Origin of the sequence: Prevotella herbatica (assembly GCF_017347605.1) — a bacterium.
Taxonomy (GTDB): Bacteria; Bacteroidota; Bacteroidia; order Bacteroidales; family Bacteroidaceae; genus Prevotella; species Prevotella herbatica.
The window spans coordinates 1,227,438-1,243,498 of the sequence record NZ_AP024484.1 but is presented as its reverse complement, the minus strand read 5'-3'; the positions used below and the strand labels follow the sequence as shown (position 1 = coordinate 1,243,498).

The window sequence follows — 16,061 nt, the reverse complement described above, 5'->3', positions numbered from 1 at the left end:
GTGCAAACGAGAACAAAATCATAAAGTTTACTTATATGTTTTGTCGAGTGCCGCCTTATCTTATGCAAAGATAGTGCCAACGAGAACAAAATCATAAAGTTTACTTATATGTTTTGTCGAGTGCAGCCTTATCTTATGCAAAGATAGTGCAAGCCGAACATAATACAAAATAAATGGTGAATTTATTTAAGAAGTGACGATACGTAGTTAGGTCGATTTAGCTATGTTATCTATTTCTATATATATATAATGTACGTGCAGGCACGCGCGAACTTAGGAGTTTCCAAAATATAAGCGTCGAAGTGTTAACATAATGAATGCCAATATTTTACCGACGAATTCTACTAATAAAAGCGTCGATGATCTGGCCGTCAAATTTTAAGTTTTGCATGCGTTTCTATATAGAAACGCAAACGTTTCTACGATGTTTTACCTCCTATTTCTTCGTAAAACGCAGTGCGTTTTACGAAGAAAAGCACTGGAAAATATCAAAAAGCGCATCAAATTACTTCGTAAAGTGCAATGCAAAATGATGAAAATTTGTCCCCATATTTTATCGACGAATAACCTCCATTTTATTCTACTCGAAAAGAGTCCTAACAAGTTGATGCTCAATGGATAGACACTTCGACATTTCTTTTGCTGAAAAATTCACAGTGCGTGTGCGTACATGTACCATAATGTGTATCTAATTATAACTTTGGCTAACAGGCTAACCTAAATCTGATTGCATGGGCAAAAATTTAGCAGTATCTTTGCCGAGAATTCAGCGGAATTCAGCAGAATATTTAAACAAGCTTGAAAATTCTGATCCTGTTTACGGTATCTATTTACACATCCTCAGTCCCTCTGATGCAGTCAACAGTTCTTTGATAAATTTACTCATAAAATATATTTCATCCTTCAATGACACAAAATAACGTAGCTAAATCCAGCAAACTACGTTTCGTTAAGTCCTCTGTTTATCGGCTTTTGGGGCAAGTACCATAGCTTTGTAGCTAAAAACACAAAAAAAAAGTTGGAGAGACAGCCTAAATCCACAAAAATTTAAATCGTCACGGAGAAATCTAGGCTCTAAGCATTTATTATATAATACATTACATTGAAAGCTAATCATTTTAAGTGGACGCGAATGATTTATATAATAGGATATTTAGAGATAAAGTTTTTCAAACAAGAAAAAGCAGAAAGTATAGACTAATATAGAATTAGTCATACGATCCCTGCTTCTTGCTTATTTTTATTTACTTGTTTATTTTTTCACCATGATTGTTTAACAAAATACCATTGTCTTCTTGCTTACATAGGAATACATTTTTGTTAATGGCAACAATTTGAGAGAAAATAGGCTTAGTGAGTGGTCTGCCTTTATAGTCAATCAAACCATAGCCATAACCATTATTACAACCTCCTACGCTATAACTGTTACATGAAGCTACAGCCATAAGATGTCCACCTTTCTTATTAAGTTTAGGGGTACGATATAGAAGTGGCTCAATTTCTTCGCAAACAAATTTGTCCTTTATTGTAAGATCAAAATTCAGCCTTTGCATAGTACAATCTTTGTTCTGAACAAGAATCCCAAAATCGTCAACATCCATATAAATATATTTGCATGGTAGTATCATCTTTCTGAAGCCTTTCATCAGTCCATATCCATCTTTATTCTTAACAATCCAGTAATCATCAAGTCTACGTTTTAAATCGACATAGATAGGAGGTATAGCCCATTCTCCTTTTTTGTTTATAACGCCAAAATGGCAATCACCTAAAGCTATTATGCAATAGCCATTATGAAAACAATACCCGTCAGCATTGTCAGAAAACTCAAATGATTTTTTGAATGCTCGTTTCCCTTTATGATTTATAAAAAATAAATCCTTACCTTTTTGTACTGCAGCCAAACCATCACTGAAAACCCAAGCCTTGTCATAGCAAGGGCGAATCATTATTTTGCCAGTATATGCATTGAAATATCCTCGCTTTGTTCCAGTTGAAAAACAGATCAATTTATCTCCATCAACAGGTTTGGCTATAAATCCTACATCTTCTATCAGTTTCTCATTAGTATAGTAGTTATATATATACCCCATACTATCCTTAGGTATATAGAAATATATATGGCGACTAATATATATATTGTCTGAACCATCTTCTACTTCATTTTCCGTTTTATTAGTAGCATATTTGTTTCTTAAATCTTCATAAGAGCAAACGATGGATAGAGCAAGCAAAGCAAACAACATTATTGCTATACATGTAATAAAAGCTCTTCGGACAAAGATTCCGAACTTAGATTCACTTTGAGAAACAAATAACCAGCGAAAACCTCGTAAAAAGGTTGACCATATAGTTTTAGCAATATTCTTCATTCTTGTCGTCTTTTTTAAACTTTAATAAATTCATATATCAATATGCTATAGCATTTAGTTGATTTTCTAATTCGTAAATTCTTTCTTTTTGTTTCATAATTAAATTATCGTAAGATGGAAGAAGTGTAACACTACTACAGTTTTCTCGTTCTTCTATAAGTTGGTCAAGCATAGTTTTTGCTTTTTCCAACTCGTATTCAAGTTCTGCAGGATTGACTCTTTGTTGGCTTTGTTGATGGAATTGTTGGTTTATTTGTATAATCTTATTTGCTGTAGATTCGCTTACCTTTCCTGTCCCATTACATGCAGAACAAGGTACTGTTGGCGCCATTAGACTACCAGGATCTAATTCAATTACTCCTTTGCCATTACATCCTGGGCATGTGACCATTTTTTCTGCTAAAGGTTGCTCTTCTCTATCTGCAATAGTGTCTTCACTCAGTTCTTGCTCTTCTATATCATTGCTTGTGTTGTAAGAATTTTTAGATGAGTCCTTACAAGAATGGATAATGAGAACAAGCATAGATAATAATGCTAATTTCAAGATATTCTTCATCTTTTCATACCCTATTATGTGTCGGGCACAACTTTTTATAAATGTGACTTAAATATATTGTGATATCACTGATTTGAATAAACGAAAACATGATTTTAACTTCTTGCCAATAGATGACTATTCTCATCTAAAATTATAATATCATAAGATAATATTCCTTTAAATCCAGAAGACATGTTTAAATCTGTATATGGTACAAAAATGCTTACATCTGGCCATAATGAAAATTGATATGGTGAAATATCATCAAATTCAAACTGTAAGTTTTTGCCATCTTTATTTTTTTAATTACTCTTGTTATCTGAATAATAAAAAGCGATTATCATATATATCCTTTTCCTTATTTCGTCGGATGTGGAAAATTTTGTGTGAATATTCATTCCTTTTAAGGAGTTATTATATATATTGTAGTCAGCCCATACTTTTATTATTTCAGCCATTGGTTCTGTTAAAATTTGAGTCTCAGTTTCCGGAGCCTTATGTGATGAGTTTTCGTTACTTTGTTTTATATCTACACGAAGAGTGTGTTTACCTGATCTTAATGTGAAATAATCAGATCTTGGCTCTCTATTATTATTTTGTTCAACTTCCAATGTCAATGTGTCTCCATTTACATACAACTTTCCCCAATTAATATGTTGGCGTTCTTATATGCCATGAGTCACTTGATGATATTTTGTTTGTTCCATATCTACTATAAGTTGTTATTATTTGTATTTATTATTATTTTTTTATATATGTATTTCTGCTGCAAATTTAGAGCTTACTGTTCGAATATAAAAATGATGAAATCTAATAAAAGCCCCAAACTTGTCATTTTCGTGCTTGAATTGATGAAATAAGTGCTTGAACTGGTATTAATTTTTAATAAAGGTAATTTGTATTTTGAATGGGTTAATATTTATGATTAACAAGATTGGAACACTCTCTTATTTTAGGGACAAAAAATATCAATAAAACTTGCTTTAAAAGAAATATATTCTTATTTTTGCAAAAATATAGACTAAAGTAAACTCTCTATAATGAAAACAATGCAGATTGAAATGGCAATGTTTGTTTATAGGGAGTTGTTATTTTTGTTTGTTCTCAAAGTCTTACTTTAAATACACTTAAGTGATTATGAAATCTTTATTGAAAACTATTATCATTGATGACGATAAACTTGCCACTGGACAATTAAAAACAGAATTAGTAAAATGTTCAATGCTGAATATTTGCGGTAATGCCTATACTGGAGCTGAAGGTAGAATACTATTGCTTGACTTTAATCCTGATTTAATATTTCTTGATGTAGAGCTACCTGATTGTATGGGTTTTGATTTTTTGCATTCAGTAAGAAGTCTTCTCAAAAAAGAATGCCATGTAGTCTTTTTCACTGCATATAATAAATATTTGATAAAGGCATTGCGAGAAAAGGCGTTTGATTACCTATTAAAGCCAATAGATCAAAAAGAACTTTCTATCGTATTAGGAAGAGTGCTTGATGAAGGCTATGCCAAACAGGAAAATGTTGAATCAAGAACCGAAAGTGAACAGGTGATGCTTAACACTGCAAAGGGTGAAACACTAATGCTATCCCCTAATGAAATTTCTTTTTTTGCATACAATGAAAAGTCTAGATATTGGACTGCATTCTTAAGCAATGGGAAAAAATATGCTTTGAAACGAAGTACTAAAGGTGACAAACTATTATGTTTTTCAGACTCCTTTATGATGCCATACAAATCACATATAATAAACATTCGTTTGTTAGCTTTTATAAAAGATGGACATTGTATAATGAAACCTCCTTTTGAAAAGGTAGACGATATTAAAATAAGCAATGCTAAATTAATTGATTTAAGGAAAATATATCCCAATATTTAATAATAATGACCTTACGCAACTTTTTACCAGTGCTAGCATTGGTTATAACAATATGCTCTTGTAATAAATCAGAATCTCATAAACATTACAATATAGCAACCGATTCCATAAAAGCTCAACTAGATACACTCCTAGGTAGTGAAGGAAATAAAATAGACAGCTTGGCTGACCTAGGTATGCGTAAATCTAAAGATAGTACTGACTATTATTATTTTACGCTTTATCATGCATCATCTATGATGTGGAAAAATGATACGCATGGGATGGATTTATTGCTCAAGAAGTGCAAGCGATATGCCGATGCTACTAAGCTATCCCCGAAACTCAATGACTTGCTTGCTAAATATTATGTTCTGATTGGTAATAGAGCGATGATGAACTTTGTTTACAAGGAGGCAATAAAGAATTATAATTTAGCATATTCATACCAAGATAAAGGAACTAATAAATTATACAAGACAACTATTCTTACGGACATATCTGACGGTTATTTGGCTATGCCAGATTATGCTAAAGGAGCTTCATGTCTTAGAAAAGTACTACTTGTTAGTGACTCCCTAAATAATATTGATGCAAAGATTCAAGCAACTGTAGGATTAGCCGAGATATATACAGGACTAGCTAATTATCCAGAAGCAGATAAATACTTCAAAAGTGCGAAAAAACTACTTCCTTATATGCATGGAAGACAACGTTTTTTTTATTATAACACGTTGGGAAACTATTATTTTTATAAAGGAGATTACAAATATACGCTCAAAATATTTAAGATAATCAATGCCAATCTCAATAAGATGACAGGTAATGATTTCGATAGAAACATTACTTGGTTGAATCTCGCCGATGCATATATTCGAAATGGAATGATTGACTCGGCTGAAATATATCATAACAAGTGCAAAGATTTTTACTTAAAAACAAATAATAAGACTGCTATTTATTATTTAGAAACACAAAATATAGCCATGCTCCTTCAGCGAAATCGATTAAAAGAAGTGAGGCCATTATTGAAGAATAATACTGATTCATCTGTGATCAGTCAACAGATTTGTTTGAGATATAATTATCTTGTAGACTATTATACTCGTATAGGTGACGACCACAATGCTCTTATTTGTCTTAAACGACTTACACATATAAATGATTCTGTGAAAAGTGAAACACAGAAATTAGCCACTGCAGAATCAGCATTTCGTTATCAACAAGATTCAAAGGCTTTGAGACTGAAACTTGATTTGTCAAGAAGTCAGGAACATTACCGTACATCGCAACTCTTGCTTGCTGTGTCATTGTTTATTATATCATTATTAGTTTTAGCCTATTGGGGAATATACAGATATAATAAAAATCGCCATAAACGTCTTGTAATAGATGCCAAAAAGCGTATATTGAAATTGCGTATGGAGGAATTGAGAAACAGAGTTTCACCTCACTTCATTTTCAACGTACTAAATTATGAAATATATAATAGAAAACAAGGTAATAAGGAAACAGATATAAAACGTTTGGTTAATCTTATAAGAAGTGGTTTGGAACAGTCTGATGAAATCTGTGTTCCGCTATGTCAAGAATTGGATTTTATTGATAATTATGTTGATTTACAGCGTTATGGTTTGTCAAATAGTTTTGAATATAACTTGGAAATAGATGAAAATGTAGACGATGATGCTTTGATTCCATCAATGATAATTCAAACAGCTGTTGAAAATGCAATAAAGCATGGGTTGCGTGGATTGGAAGGAGACACAAGACTTGATATAAATATTCGTAATATTGGTAAGATAATGCAGATACTTGTTACAGATAATGGTCGTGGAATAAATGCTTTTGAAGCAAAAGATGATAGCACAGGAACTGGAATGATAGTCATTCGAGAGACACTTGCCATGCTGAATGAACGTAATGAGGCAAAAATGGTTTATGAATTGAATGAAAATCCCAATGGTAAAGGCTGCCAAGTTAAGATAATTATTCCTTTGGAATACAATTATTCACTTGATGTCTAACATGATAGAAACCCTTGAAGACATAGTTTAATTGCGATTAAAGTTTGTTGATATCTTATTAAACTAAGATATCGCGTATATGAGATAAAAGTCCGTGAAAGCTTTCACTTCCACGGACTTTTATATTTAATGCTAGTTATTAAAATACTTAACTATTATCTTATAAATAGGAGTTCACGATATTTTGGAAGTGTCCAAAGTTCATCGCTAACAATGAGCTCCAGCTTATCACACTGATATCTTATATCTTCCATTCTTGTAGCAATAGAGTCGTGGTATGCAATAGCACGTTCACGTGCATCGTCAATCTTGTTGGCACTTCTACGTGCGTCAACAAGTTCCTCAACTCCAGTTTCAATCTTTTGAGTGCGTTCAGCAATTTCTTTGATGATCTTAATATTGCGGGCTGTGAGAACTTGTCCCTCTTCACGGCCGAAGATATTAAACATGCTTTGAACGTTATTAGCCAATTGACTTTGATAATGAGTGGCGACTGGTACGATGTGATTCATCACTAGGTCGCCCAGAACGCGAGCCTCAATTTGAATCTTCTTAGTATAAGTCTCCCATTTTACTTCGTTACGGGCTTTAAGTTCATAGTCCTTCATAACATTCATGTCCTCGAACATCTTTACACTCTTGTTGTCAAGATAGCGATCGAAGCAGACTGGGCATGAAGCCTCGCAGTCAAGTCCACGCTTTGCAGCCTCGACTTTCCATTCCTCACTATATCCGTTGCCGTCAAAACGTATAGGCTTTGTTGCCTTTATGTCTTCACGGATAATATCTACTATTGCAGAATTCTTTTCCTCTCCCTTTGCAATTAATGCATCTACACGCTCCTTGAAGTGAGTAAGAGCCTCGGCAACAGCTGCATTTAATACTATCATTGCACTTGCACAGTTGGCTTCGCTACCTACAGCACGGAACTCAAAGCGATTACCAGTGAAAGCGAATGGTGATGTACGGTTACGGTCGGTGTTGTCAATCATAAGTTCAGGAATCTCTGGAATATCAAGTTTCATTCCTTTCTTTCCTGCTACAGTGAACAAATCGTTCTTGTCTGATTTCTCGATATGATCAAGTAAAACACTAAGTTGCTTACCAAGGAAACTGGAAATAATTGCAGGTGGTGCTTCGTTAGCTCCTAGACGATGATCGTTTGTAGCGCTCATTACGCTAGCTTTAAGCAATCCGTTGTGACGATATACTCCCATAAGAGTCTCAACAATGAAAACAACAAAACGTAGATTGTCCTCTGGTGTTTTTCCAGACTTATGTAAAAGAATACCTGTATCTGTAGTAAGGCTCCAGTTGTTGTGTTTTCCACTACCGTTTATTCCGTTAAAAGGTTTTTCATGTAGTAAAACTCTGAAGCCATGCTTGTTAGCAATCTTTCTCATAAGACTCATCAATAGCATATTGTGGTCTACTGCAAGATTGCATTCCTCAAATATAGGAGCAAGTTCAAACTGTCCAGGCGCAACTTCGTTGTGGCGAGTCTTGCATGGAATACCAAGTTCCAGAGCTTGAATTTCAAGGTCTTTCATGAAAGCCTGCACGCGCTCGGGAATAGTTCCGAAGTAATGGTCGTCCATCTGTTGATCCTTAGCTGAATCATGTCCCATAAGAGTGCGTCCTGTGAGCATGAGGTCTGGGCGAACTGAGTATAAATCTTCATCAACAAGGAAGTATTCCTGCTCCCAACCAAGATTAGCACTTACCTTTTTAACATCTTCATTGAAATAGTGGCATACCTCGGTTGCCGCAATATTTACAGCATGGAGTGAGCGAAGTAATGGTGCCTTATAGTCAAGAGCCTCACCTGTATACGAAATAAATATAGTTGGTATACACAATGTATCATCCATGATGAATACAGGAGATGTAGGATCCCATGCACTATATCCACGGGCTTCGAAAGTATTTCTGATACCGCCATTAGGAAAACTGCTGGCGTCAGGTTCTTGTTGAACAAGGAGCTTACCTGAAAAATCTTCAACCATTCCGCCTTTCCCATCATGCTCTACGAAAGCATCATGTTTCTCGGCTGTACCTTCTGTAAGAGGCTGAAACCAATGAGTGTAGTGAGTAACTCCATTTTTCATTGCCCATTTCTTCATACCGCTGGCTACTGCATCTGCAATACTGCGGTCTAACCGTGAGCCGTTGTCAATCACGTCTATCAATGTTTCATAAACGTCGGCAGGTAGATATTCGTACATCTTCTGACGATTGAACACATACTTAGCGAAATACTCAGAAGGTCTATTCTTAGGTATTTCTACGTTGAGTGGTCTTTTCTTAAAGGCCCCAGCTACAGCCTCAAATCTTAAGTTTGCCATTGTTCTTTAGTTCTTTATTGTTAATTCAAATTGAATTCGATTAAGTTTGCAGTATCAAAAAAAGGACCCTCACAATGCGTGAGAGTCCTTCACATAATATCTTTACCAGAATTTGTTGTTTTCCCTACTATACTCGAAGCCGACAGAAGCCAACTTATTTTCAAGATGTGTGCGGTCTACATTCATATCATCGCACAGTTCATCAAGAGAAGTGTAGTCATCACGCAACAGCATGTTTAATGTGCTGAAGAGAATCATTGGGTCATTTGGCAATTTATCCATTTCAATACTTTTTACCTTATTATGGGTGCAAAAGTAATAAAAAGCAATGAAACAGCCAAACATTTTATCATTTAGCAACAAAATCTCTTTATAAGTTTAATATATATCAATCCATTTGATTAGAATCGGTAGACAGCAAATGTTTTTGCTGGTATTTTTACCGACAGCGTATTACCTTTAGCTTCGATATTTGTAGTCTGTGGGACTACATTCTCTTTGTTGCTCAAAGTGTTTGTAGCCTGTAGATCGTTACTGTGTAATGTAATGAGTTTGCCAGGACCAAGGTTCTTTATACCATTGAAAGTGATATTGATGTCTTTGTCTGCATCACCTGTATTTGCAATCTTTATGATATAATTTTTGGCTTCCTTATCATATACAGCACTTGCATACAATCCGTCTGCACCTTCTATAGGTTTGCCGTCTTCAAGCAAGCTTAAAACGTTTGTTCCTCTGTTTGTGCCGTATAGCATTTGTACATACCAGTTTACAGAACGTACACTTTCAAGATTGTTAAACCATATTAGGTCTGGGCGCCATTGCCACCCCTCTACGTGTGCGAATAGTGGAGCATAAGTTGCTTGGTGTACAACATCTGCATTTCGTTCAAGACCAGTCATGAATGCTGCTTCAGATAGTGCTGCTTCAAAATTGTTCATTGCAACAGTAGGCTTGTCACCTTGTCCTTTAACATGGCTCGCATATTCTCCAGCAAATACTTTCGGTCCCTTACGGCTGTATTTATCGTAACGTCCGGCATTCTTAAGGAACCATTCCGGGCTCATATAATAGTGCTCGTCAACAAGGTCCACGCCTAAACGTCGCATTTGTTCCCAGCCATAGTCAAATTCCTTACCACTAGCTGAAGGTCCGGCTGAACCACATATCTTAATATTTGGATATTTGGCACGAATTTGCTTTACGAACATTTCTAAACGTTCTGGATACAGAGCTCCCCATTGCTCGTTTCCAATTCCAATTTGTTTGAGATTGAAAGGCGCAGGGTGTCCCATGTCTGCACGTAGTTTTCCCCATTTGCTTGTAACTGGTCCGTTGGCAAACTCAATAAGGTCTAAGGCGTCGTCTATATAAGGTTGCAATTTGTCAAGAGCGACGTGGGCATTCTTGTCGTTGTCGCTATTTTGGTATTGACATGCTAGTCCGCAGCTTAAAATAGGTAAAGGCTGTGCGCCGATTTTTTCTGAAAGCAGGAAGTATTCGTAGAAGCCAAGTCCCAAAGTCTGGTAATAGTTTGGATACAGACGGTGAGGGAATGTATAGTTCCAGCGATTCTCATTAAGTGGGCGATTTTCTGGATCACCTACCGTATTCTTCCATTGATAGCGAGTTTCAAGGTCAGTACCTTCAACGATACATCCACCAGGGAAACGGAATATGCCTGGATGAAGGTCGGCAAGATCTTTTACGAGATCTGCACGCATTCCATGCCAGTTGTCTTGTGGCATTAAACTGATATGATCCAAATCAACGCTTTCTCCAGACATAAGGAAAATCCTCATGAAAGCCTTCTCCATCGTCTTGTCTGAAGATAGTGTAGCTGTATATTTTTGCCATTGGTTGTTGGTCACTACAATCGTGTCTTGGCATATTGGTACATCGTCTTCACCAACAAGTTCGACACGGAATTTAGTGCTCTTACCTTGTAGTAGGTTAAGACGTGCGTAGATAGAAAAGTCATACTTCATGCCTTCTTTTATGCCCATACCGAAGAAACCGTGATTTTCCAATCCCGACTGTTTTTCACGATGACCAGAAGGTGACACTGTTACATAATGAGGATTTCTGTCAAATGCAGGCTTGATGTCGTTAACAGCGACATTACCAAATACATTCCAACCCATAAGTCGGTCTGGAAATTCAAATGAACGGTTTTCTACCATTTCGGAATACAGTCCGCCATCAGCACCGAAATTTATATCTTCAAAGAAGATTCCGTACATTGTTGACTGAACTGGTGCACCAGGCTTGGTGTTTACTGTGAACTGATGCTGTGCGTTGACACCGATAGAAGCCAGTGCCGACAAAAGCATAGTAGATAGTAATCTGTTTTTTCTCATAATTTGGGTTATTGCTTTTAGATATATTAATAGTGATGCAAAAATACGAAAATCCACCTCAGAAGAGGTGGACTTTCTATCATAATAAGGTGGATATTTTATAATTTGTATTTATGATACACTAAATTGTATTATTTTACAACTGATAAAGAGAAGTTGAATTCTCTATCCTGATAATGTAGACGATACTTTTCAAGTGGCCATGCACCCCAACTGTTTGTACCTCCTACACCCATTTCGTCGCCATCAATGCAAAGATTAGTGTATTTTGATTTAGGTACGTCAGGACTGTGACGCTGGTCTTTCTCTACACCGTCGTCAAGATCGTTTATCGCATAGTGCAATGCACTTGCATAGAAAAGATTATTGCTATTTATGCGCAGTCCCAAACCTTTATCATTTGTCTGCATCCAGTTACGAATATCAGACTTTGTTCCATTTTCCTGAGGGCGGATATATGGGTAATACTGTTGCTCTGCTGTCTGTGAGTAAATGCCTACACATGCAAAGTCCTTGCGATCTTTGTAGTTTTCGATAGGTCCGCGACCATAATAAGTGCTGTGGTCCATAGTGTAAGGCATTTCCATTACCATGCCGAAACGGAACATATCTGAGATCTCTGCGCCCTTTGTTGTGTTTAGCTTCTGATTAACGTTTATTGTTCCGTCTGCATATACAACATATTTTAGTTTGACTTGCGCCTTAACTTCAGGCATATCATAGACTGCAGCTATTTCCGCAACCTTACCACTATTTTGTGTCTTTACCTCATTTGCGCTTAGAGACACAAGATTCATCTTTGGATTATGCCATAAAGCAAACTTATTCTGCATGTTGGCACCCATATCATTATCAGTTACAGCACGCCAGAAGTTTGGCTTAAGGGTTCCTCCCTCTCCAAGATAGTCTGTGCCATTAACATTATATTTTGTGAGAAGTCCGGTTGCCTTGTCAAATGCTATTTGTATGTAGTTATTTGTTACAGTTATTACAGGACTGTTTTTCTTGTCTTTAACATTGAGCTTGCCTTTCCCTGAGTATGTTGCAACGCTTAGATTTTCAGAAGACTTCTTAACCAATAATTGCTGATAAGCAACTGTCTGATTAGCGTCAAGAAGTGGTTCTGCTTCCTTAAGTTTGAAATCAATATTCAAATAAAGTTCATTACCTTCTGCCTTGTATGGAAGAGTAAATTCTTTTGTCTGTTGTGGTGCAACATCAAGGTTGTCAATTTCTCCACTGCTTACGGTCTTACCATCATTAAGCAACGTCCAAACCATTTTGTAGTTGCTGAGATCACGGAAGAAATATTCATTATGAACATTAATCTTACCGTTCATTAAGTCAACTGGATTTGCCCAAATATCCTGATACTGATATGCTAGTTCATAAGCGTGAGGATTAAGCTGACGATCTGGACCAATTATACCGTTACAGTTAAAATTATTATCTGATGGATCATATTTGTTATAGTCGCCACCATAAGTATATTCTGTATCTTTAGACCAGTTAGCAGTCATTTTCTCATAATCTGCAAGAGTACGGTCAGCCTTATAATCAAGTTTGCGATGTAATCCCTGATCAACAAAGTCCCAATCGAATCCACCTTGGAATTTCGGATACTTGCGGATTAACTGCCAGTATTCAGCTAGATTTCCTCCAGAATTACCCATTGTGTGATTATATTCACATTGTATTAGTGGGCGAGTGTATGTCGTATCTTTTGAATATTTCTCGCAATCACTTACGGAATAATACATAGGACAGAAAATATCGGTATTTTCTCCTGTCTTTCCTGCCTGTTCAAATTGTACAGGACGACTTTGGTCAAAATTCTTTATCCATTTATATGCATCAACAAAGTTTTTACTATTCTTGGTCTCGTTTCCAAGACTCCAAACGATAATGCTAGGATGATTGTATTGCATAGAAACATTATGCTGGTTACGTTCCATGATCTGTTTTGCAAATAGTGGAGTTCCTGAAATTGCATCAGGACCATATCCGAAACCATGACTTTCTTGATTTGCCTCGGCAACTACGTAAAGTCCATATTTGTCACAAAGATCATACCAGCGAGGATCATCAGGATAATGACATGTACGTACAGCGTTTATATTTAGGCGCTTCATAATCTTTATATCTTGAATCATTCTTTCAAGACTTATATTATAAGCTCCGTCCGGGTCCATTTCATGGCGGTCAGCACCTTTTATAAGTATTGGTTGTCCGTTTACAAGCAATTGGCTACCCTTGATTTCAACTTTGCGGAAACCAAGGTTCTGCTTAATGACTTCCTTAACATTTTTCTTCCTGTCCATGACAGTTGCGACCAATGTATATAAATAAGGTGTCTCTGCAGTCCATTTCTTTACGTTGCGAAGCATAAATCTGGCACTTCCTATGTTGCGGTTCTTAAAATTAGATTCAGTTTTAAGAATGCTTATGCCATTAGCATTGAATATTTCAAAGTCAATGATCGGATTTCCCTTTGCGTTAACCTTAACCAAAGCTTCTCCGTCTTCATAATTATTTGTAAGATTAGGAGTAATATGTATGTTTTCAACATGAAAATTATTGTCACGTGCATATAAGTAGCACTCTCTTGCTACACCAGAAAGACGCCAAAAATCTTGATCTTCACAATATGAACCATCACTCCATCTGAATGTTTGGAATGCAATAAGGTTAGTACCTTTCTTCAAATATTTAGTTATGTCAAATTCTGCAGCGACTTTGCTGTCTTCTGTGTAGCCAACGTAGTGACCGTTGACCCATAGATACATGTTTGATGTGACAGAGCCGAAATGCGCAATAACTTGTTTGCCATCCCAATTGTCTGGAATATTGATAATGCGTCGGTAACTGCCTACGTGGTTGTCTTTTGTTGGTATCTGTGGAGGGTTATCTTGAAAATGTCCACGCCAAGCAAAACCATTGTTTACATATTCAGGATCACCAAAGCCGTTGACTTCCCATATACCAGGAACAATCATATTTCCCCAAGAGGAATCATTAAAATCAGCCTTGAAAAAGTCTGTTGGTCTTTGGTCGGCATTCTCAACCCAGTTGAATTTCCATTTACCTTCAAGAGAAAGATAGTTGGTTGATTGATACATGTTGCCCTTTTGAGCCTCGTCAACAGAATTGTAGGCAAAAAAGTTTGTATGAAGTTTGAATCTATTTACTTCATTTACTTCCATATCATGCCATTCTGTAAAAGTAGGTTGTTGTGCTAACGCAACAGTCACGCATGCCGAACATGCAAGGCAAGCTAAAATTGTTTTCTTGTTCATGTCGATAGATTGATTATCCGATTTAAACGGTTGTTTTGAAATATTTATGCAAATATAACGAAAATACCTAGCAACGGCAAATAAAAAAAATTAAAATATATATAATGGTATAAATGTCACGCTTATTATCCATTTTTAGTAATTTGTATGGTCTATAGAATATCTAATTCTGTATACATATTTCTATATAAGCAACCTGATAATGACATTCTGCTATATCTTTATTTATATCGCTAATAAATTAAATTCATACAAAGTAATTAATATGCATATTTCTTGGTTCTCATTAGCAGCTGCAAAAGTATATTGTTTTTTAGGGTTCTTCGTCAAATAATATTTCTGTATCATATTTAACGAATAGAAATTGATAATAGTCATCGTAGAATATTAAAAGCGAAAATGAATAAATAAGCCGTAAATTGTGCTATAAAACGTGTTGTGTGCGGGCACATACTTGATTTATATCAAAAATACGTTGTGTTTTTACTAAAATACATACTTTGCTATTGCATGTATTAGAATATTGCCTACCTTTGCATTGTCAAAAGACAAAAAATAGGTAATAAGGTACTTAGATTGATTCATAGGGTATAAAGGTATTAGCTAAGGTAAAAGCAAGATTGCAATAAGGATAAACGGTATTAGTGAAAGGTAAAAAGGAAGATTGTCAAGGGTAACAAGGATTAAAGTTTTAGGTTTTTAGTTATTAGTTTTAGGTTTAAAGATTGTTAGTTACAGAATGACGGTGGCGCCGATTGGCGGCCCACCAGTGGTCGGGGAGAGAAATCTTCACCGATTTTTTTTGCCTATTATTAATCCTCCATCAACATCTCTGCAGTTTCTTGTGGAGTATTGAACGGCATTCCAAATTCAATATCAGCATCTGATAGAATGTCTAATGTGATTTTTGCTTCTTCTTCATCAAACCGAGGTTCCCCGTTTTCTTTTTTTGCTTCCATCATAACTTTTAAAACAGCCATACGGTATGCATCAATTTCTTTTTTCTGTGCCATAATATTATAGTTTATATATAAGTTTAACGCCGCTAAGTTAATGCTTTTTTTAAATAAATGAAAGCGTATTTCCCTTTTTATTAAAATAATGTTTGCTTAGGTTCTTTTCCTGTTTCTTAGTTTATAACAAATGTAGTGCATATTTCAAGATTAGAATGATGGTTATCATGCTAGCAATGATAGTGATGCTTGTTAATATATGACAGGTCTGAAGCTATTTTATAAAGATAAATTTTAAGGCTCAATA

General features: G+C 35.7%; 10 protein-coding genes. 2 read left to right on the top strand and 8 right to left on the bottom strand.

Annotation, left to right across the window (positions count from 1 at the left end):
• Window positions 1-1,244: 1,244 nt before the first annotated feature.
• From prwr041_RS04680 to prwr041_RS04670, 3 genes are all read right to left on the bottom strand, one after another.
• On the bottom strand, window positions 1,245-2,372 hold the full coding sequence (locus tag prwr041_RS04680) for a WG repeat-containing protein (RefSeq protein WP_207155186.1): 1,128 nt from the start codon (window positions 2,370-2,372) through the stop codon (window positions 1,245-1,247).
• A gap of 37 nt (window positions 2,373-2,409) precedes the next feature.
• A complete protein-coding gene (locus tag prwr041_RS04675) occupies window positions 2,410-2,928 on the bottom strand; it encodes a DnaJ-like cysteine-rich domain-containing protein (protein WP_207155185.1) in 519 nt (172 codons plus the stop codon).
• A gap of 284 nt (window positions 2,929-3,212) precedes the next feature.
• Window positions 3,213-3,521: a hypothetical protein gene (locus tag prwr041_RS04670; protein WP_207155184.1), complete on the bottom strand. Its 309-nt coding sequence runs from the start codon at window positions 3,519-3,521 to the stop codon at window positions 3,213-3,215.
• A 526-nt stretch (window positions 3,522-4,047) separates the two neighbouring features.
• Between prwr041_RS04670 and prwr041_RS04665 the strand changes: the two genes are divergently transcribed.
• Together prwr041_RS04665 and prwr041_RS04660 are read left to right on the top strand one after the other, a co-directional pair.
• On the top strand, window positions 4,048-4,794 hold the full coding sequence (locus prwr041_RS04665) for a LytR/AlgR family response regulator transcription factor (RefSeq protein WP_207155183.1): 747 nt from the start codon (window positions 4,048-4,050) through the stop codon (window positions 4,792-4,794).
• A 5-nt stretch (window positions 4,795-4,799) separates the two neighbouring features.
• The gene (locus tag prwr041_RS04660; RefSeq protein ID WP_207155182.1) at window positions 4,800-6,800 is read left to right on the top strand and encodes a histidine kinase; all 2,001 of its coding nucleotides are present in this window, start codon (window positions 4,800-4,802) and stop codon (window positions 6,798-6,800) included.
• A 155-nt stretch (window positions 6,801-6,955) separates the two neighbouring features.
• On the opposite strand, the gene prwr041_RS04655 is transcribed toward prwr041_RS04660, so the two are convergent.
• From prwr041_RS04655 to prwr041_RS04635, 5 genes are all read right to left on the bottom strand, one after another.
• Entirely contained in the window at window positions 6,956-9,145 is a 2,190-nt protein-coding gene (locus prwr041_RS04655) for a glutamine synthetase III family protein (protein WP_207155181.1), read from the bottom strand.
• A gap of 102 nt (window positions 9,146-9,247) precedes the next feature.
• Window positions 9,248-9,427 carry a DUF4250 domain-containing protein gene (locus prwr041_RS04650; protein ID WP_018464245.1) on the bottom strand — a complete coding sequence of 60 codons (180 nt, stop codon included), beginning with the start codon at window positions 9,425-9,427 and terminating at the stop codon, window positions 9,248-9,250.
• Between the two features lie 119 nt (window positions 9,428-9,546).
• Entirely contained in the window at window positions 9,547-11,505 is a 1,959-nt protein-coding gene (locus prwr041_RS04645) for an alpha-L-arabinofuranosidase C-terminal domain-containing protein (protein WP_207155180.1), read from the bottom strand.
• Window positions 11,506-11,636: 131 nt separating this feature from the next.
• On the bottom strand, window positions 11,637-14,801 hold the full coding sequence (locus tag prwr041_RS04640) for a glycoside hydrolase family 2 TIM barrel-domain containing protein (RefSeq protein WP_207155179.1): 3,165 nt from the start codon (window positions 14,799-14,801) through the stop codon (window positions 11,637-11,639).
• A gap of 812 nt (window positions 14,802-15,613) precedes the next feature.
• Complete coding sequence (locus prwr041_RS04635) at window positions 15,614-15,814, bottom strand: hypothetical protein (RefSeq protein WP_207155178.1); 201 nt, start codon at window positions 15,812-15,814, stop codon at window positions 15,614-15,616.
• Between the last annotated feature and the right edge of the window lie 247 nt (window positions 15,815-16,061).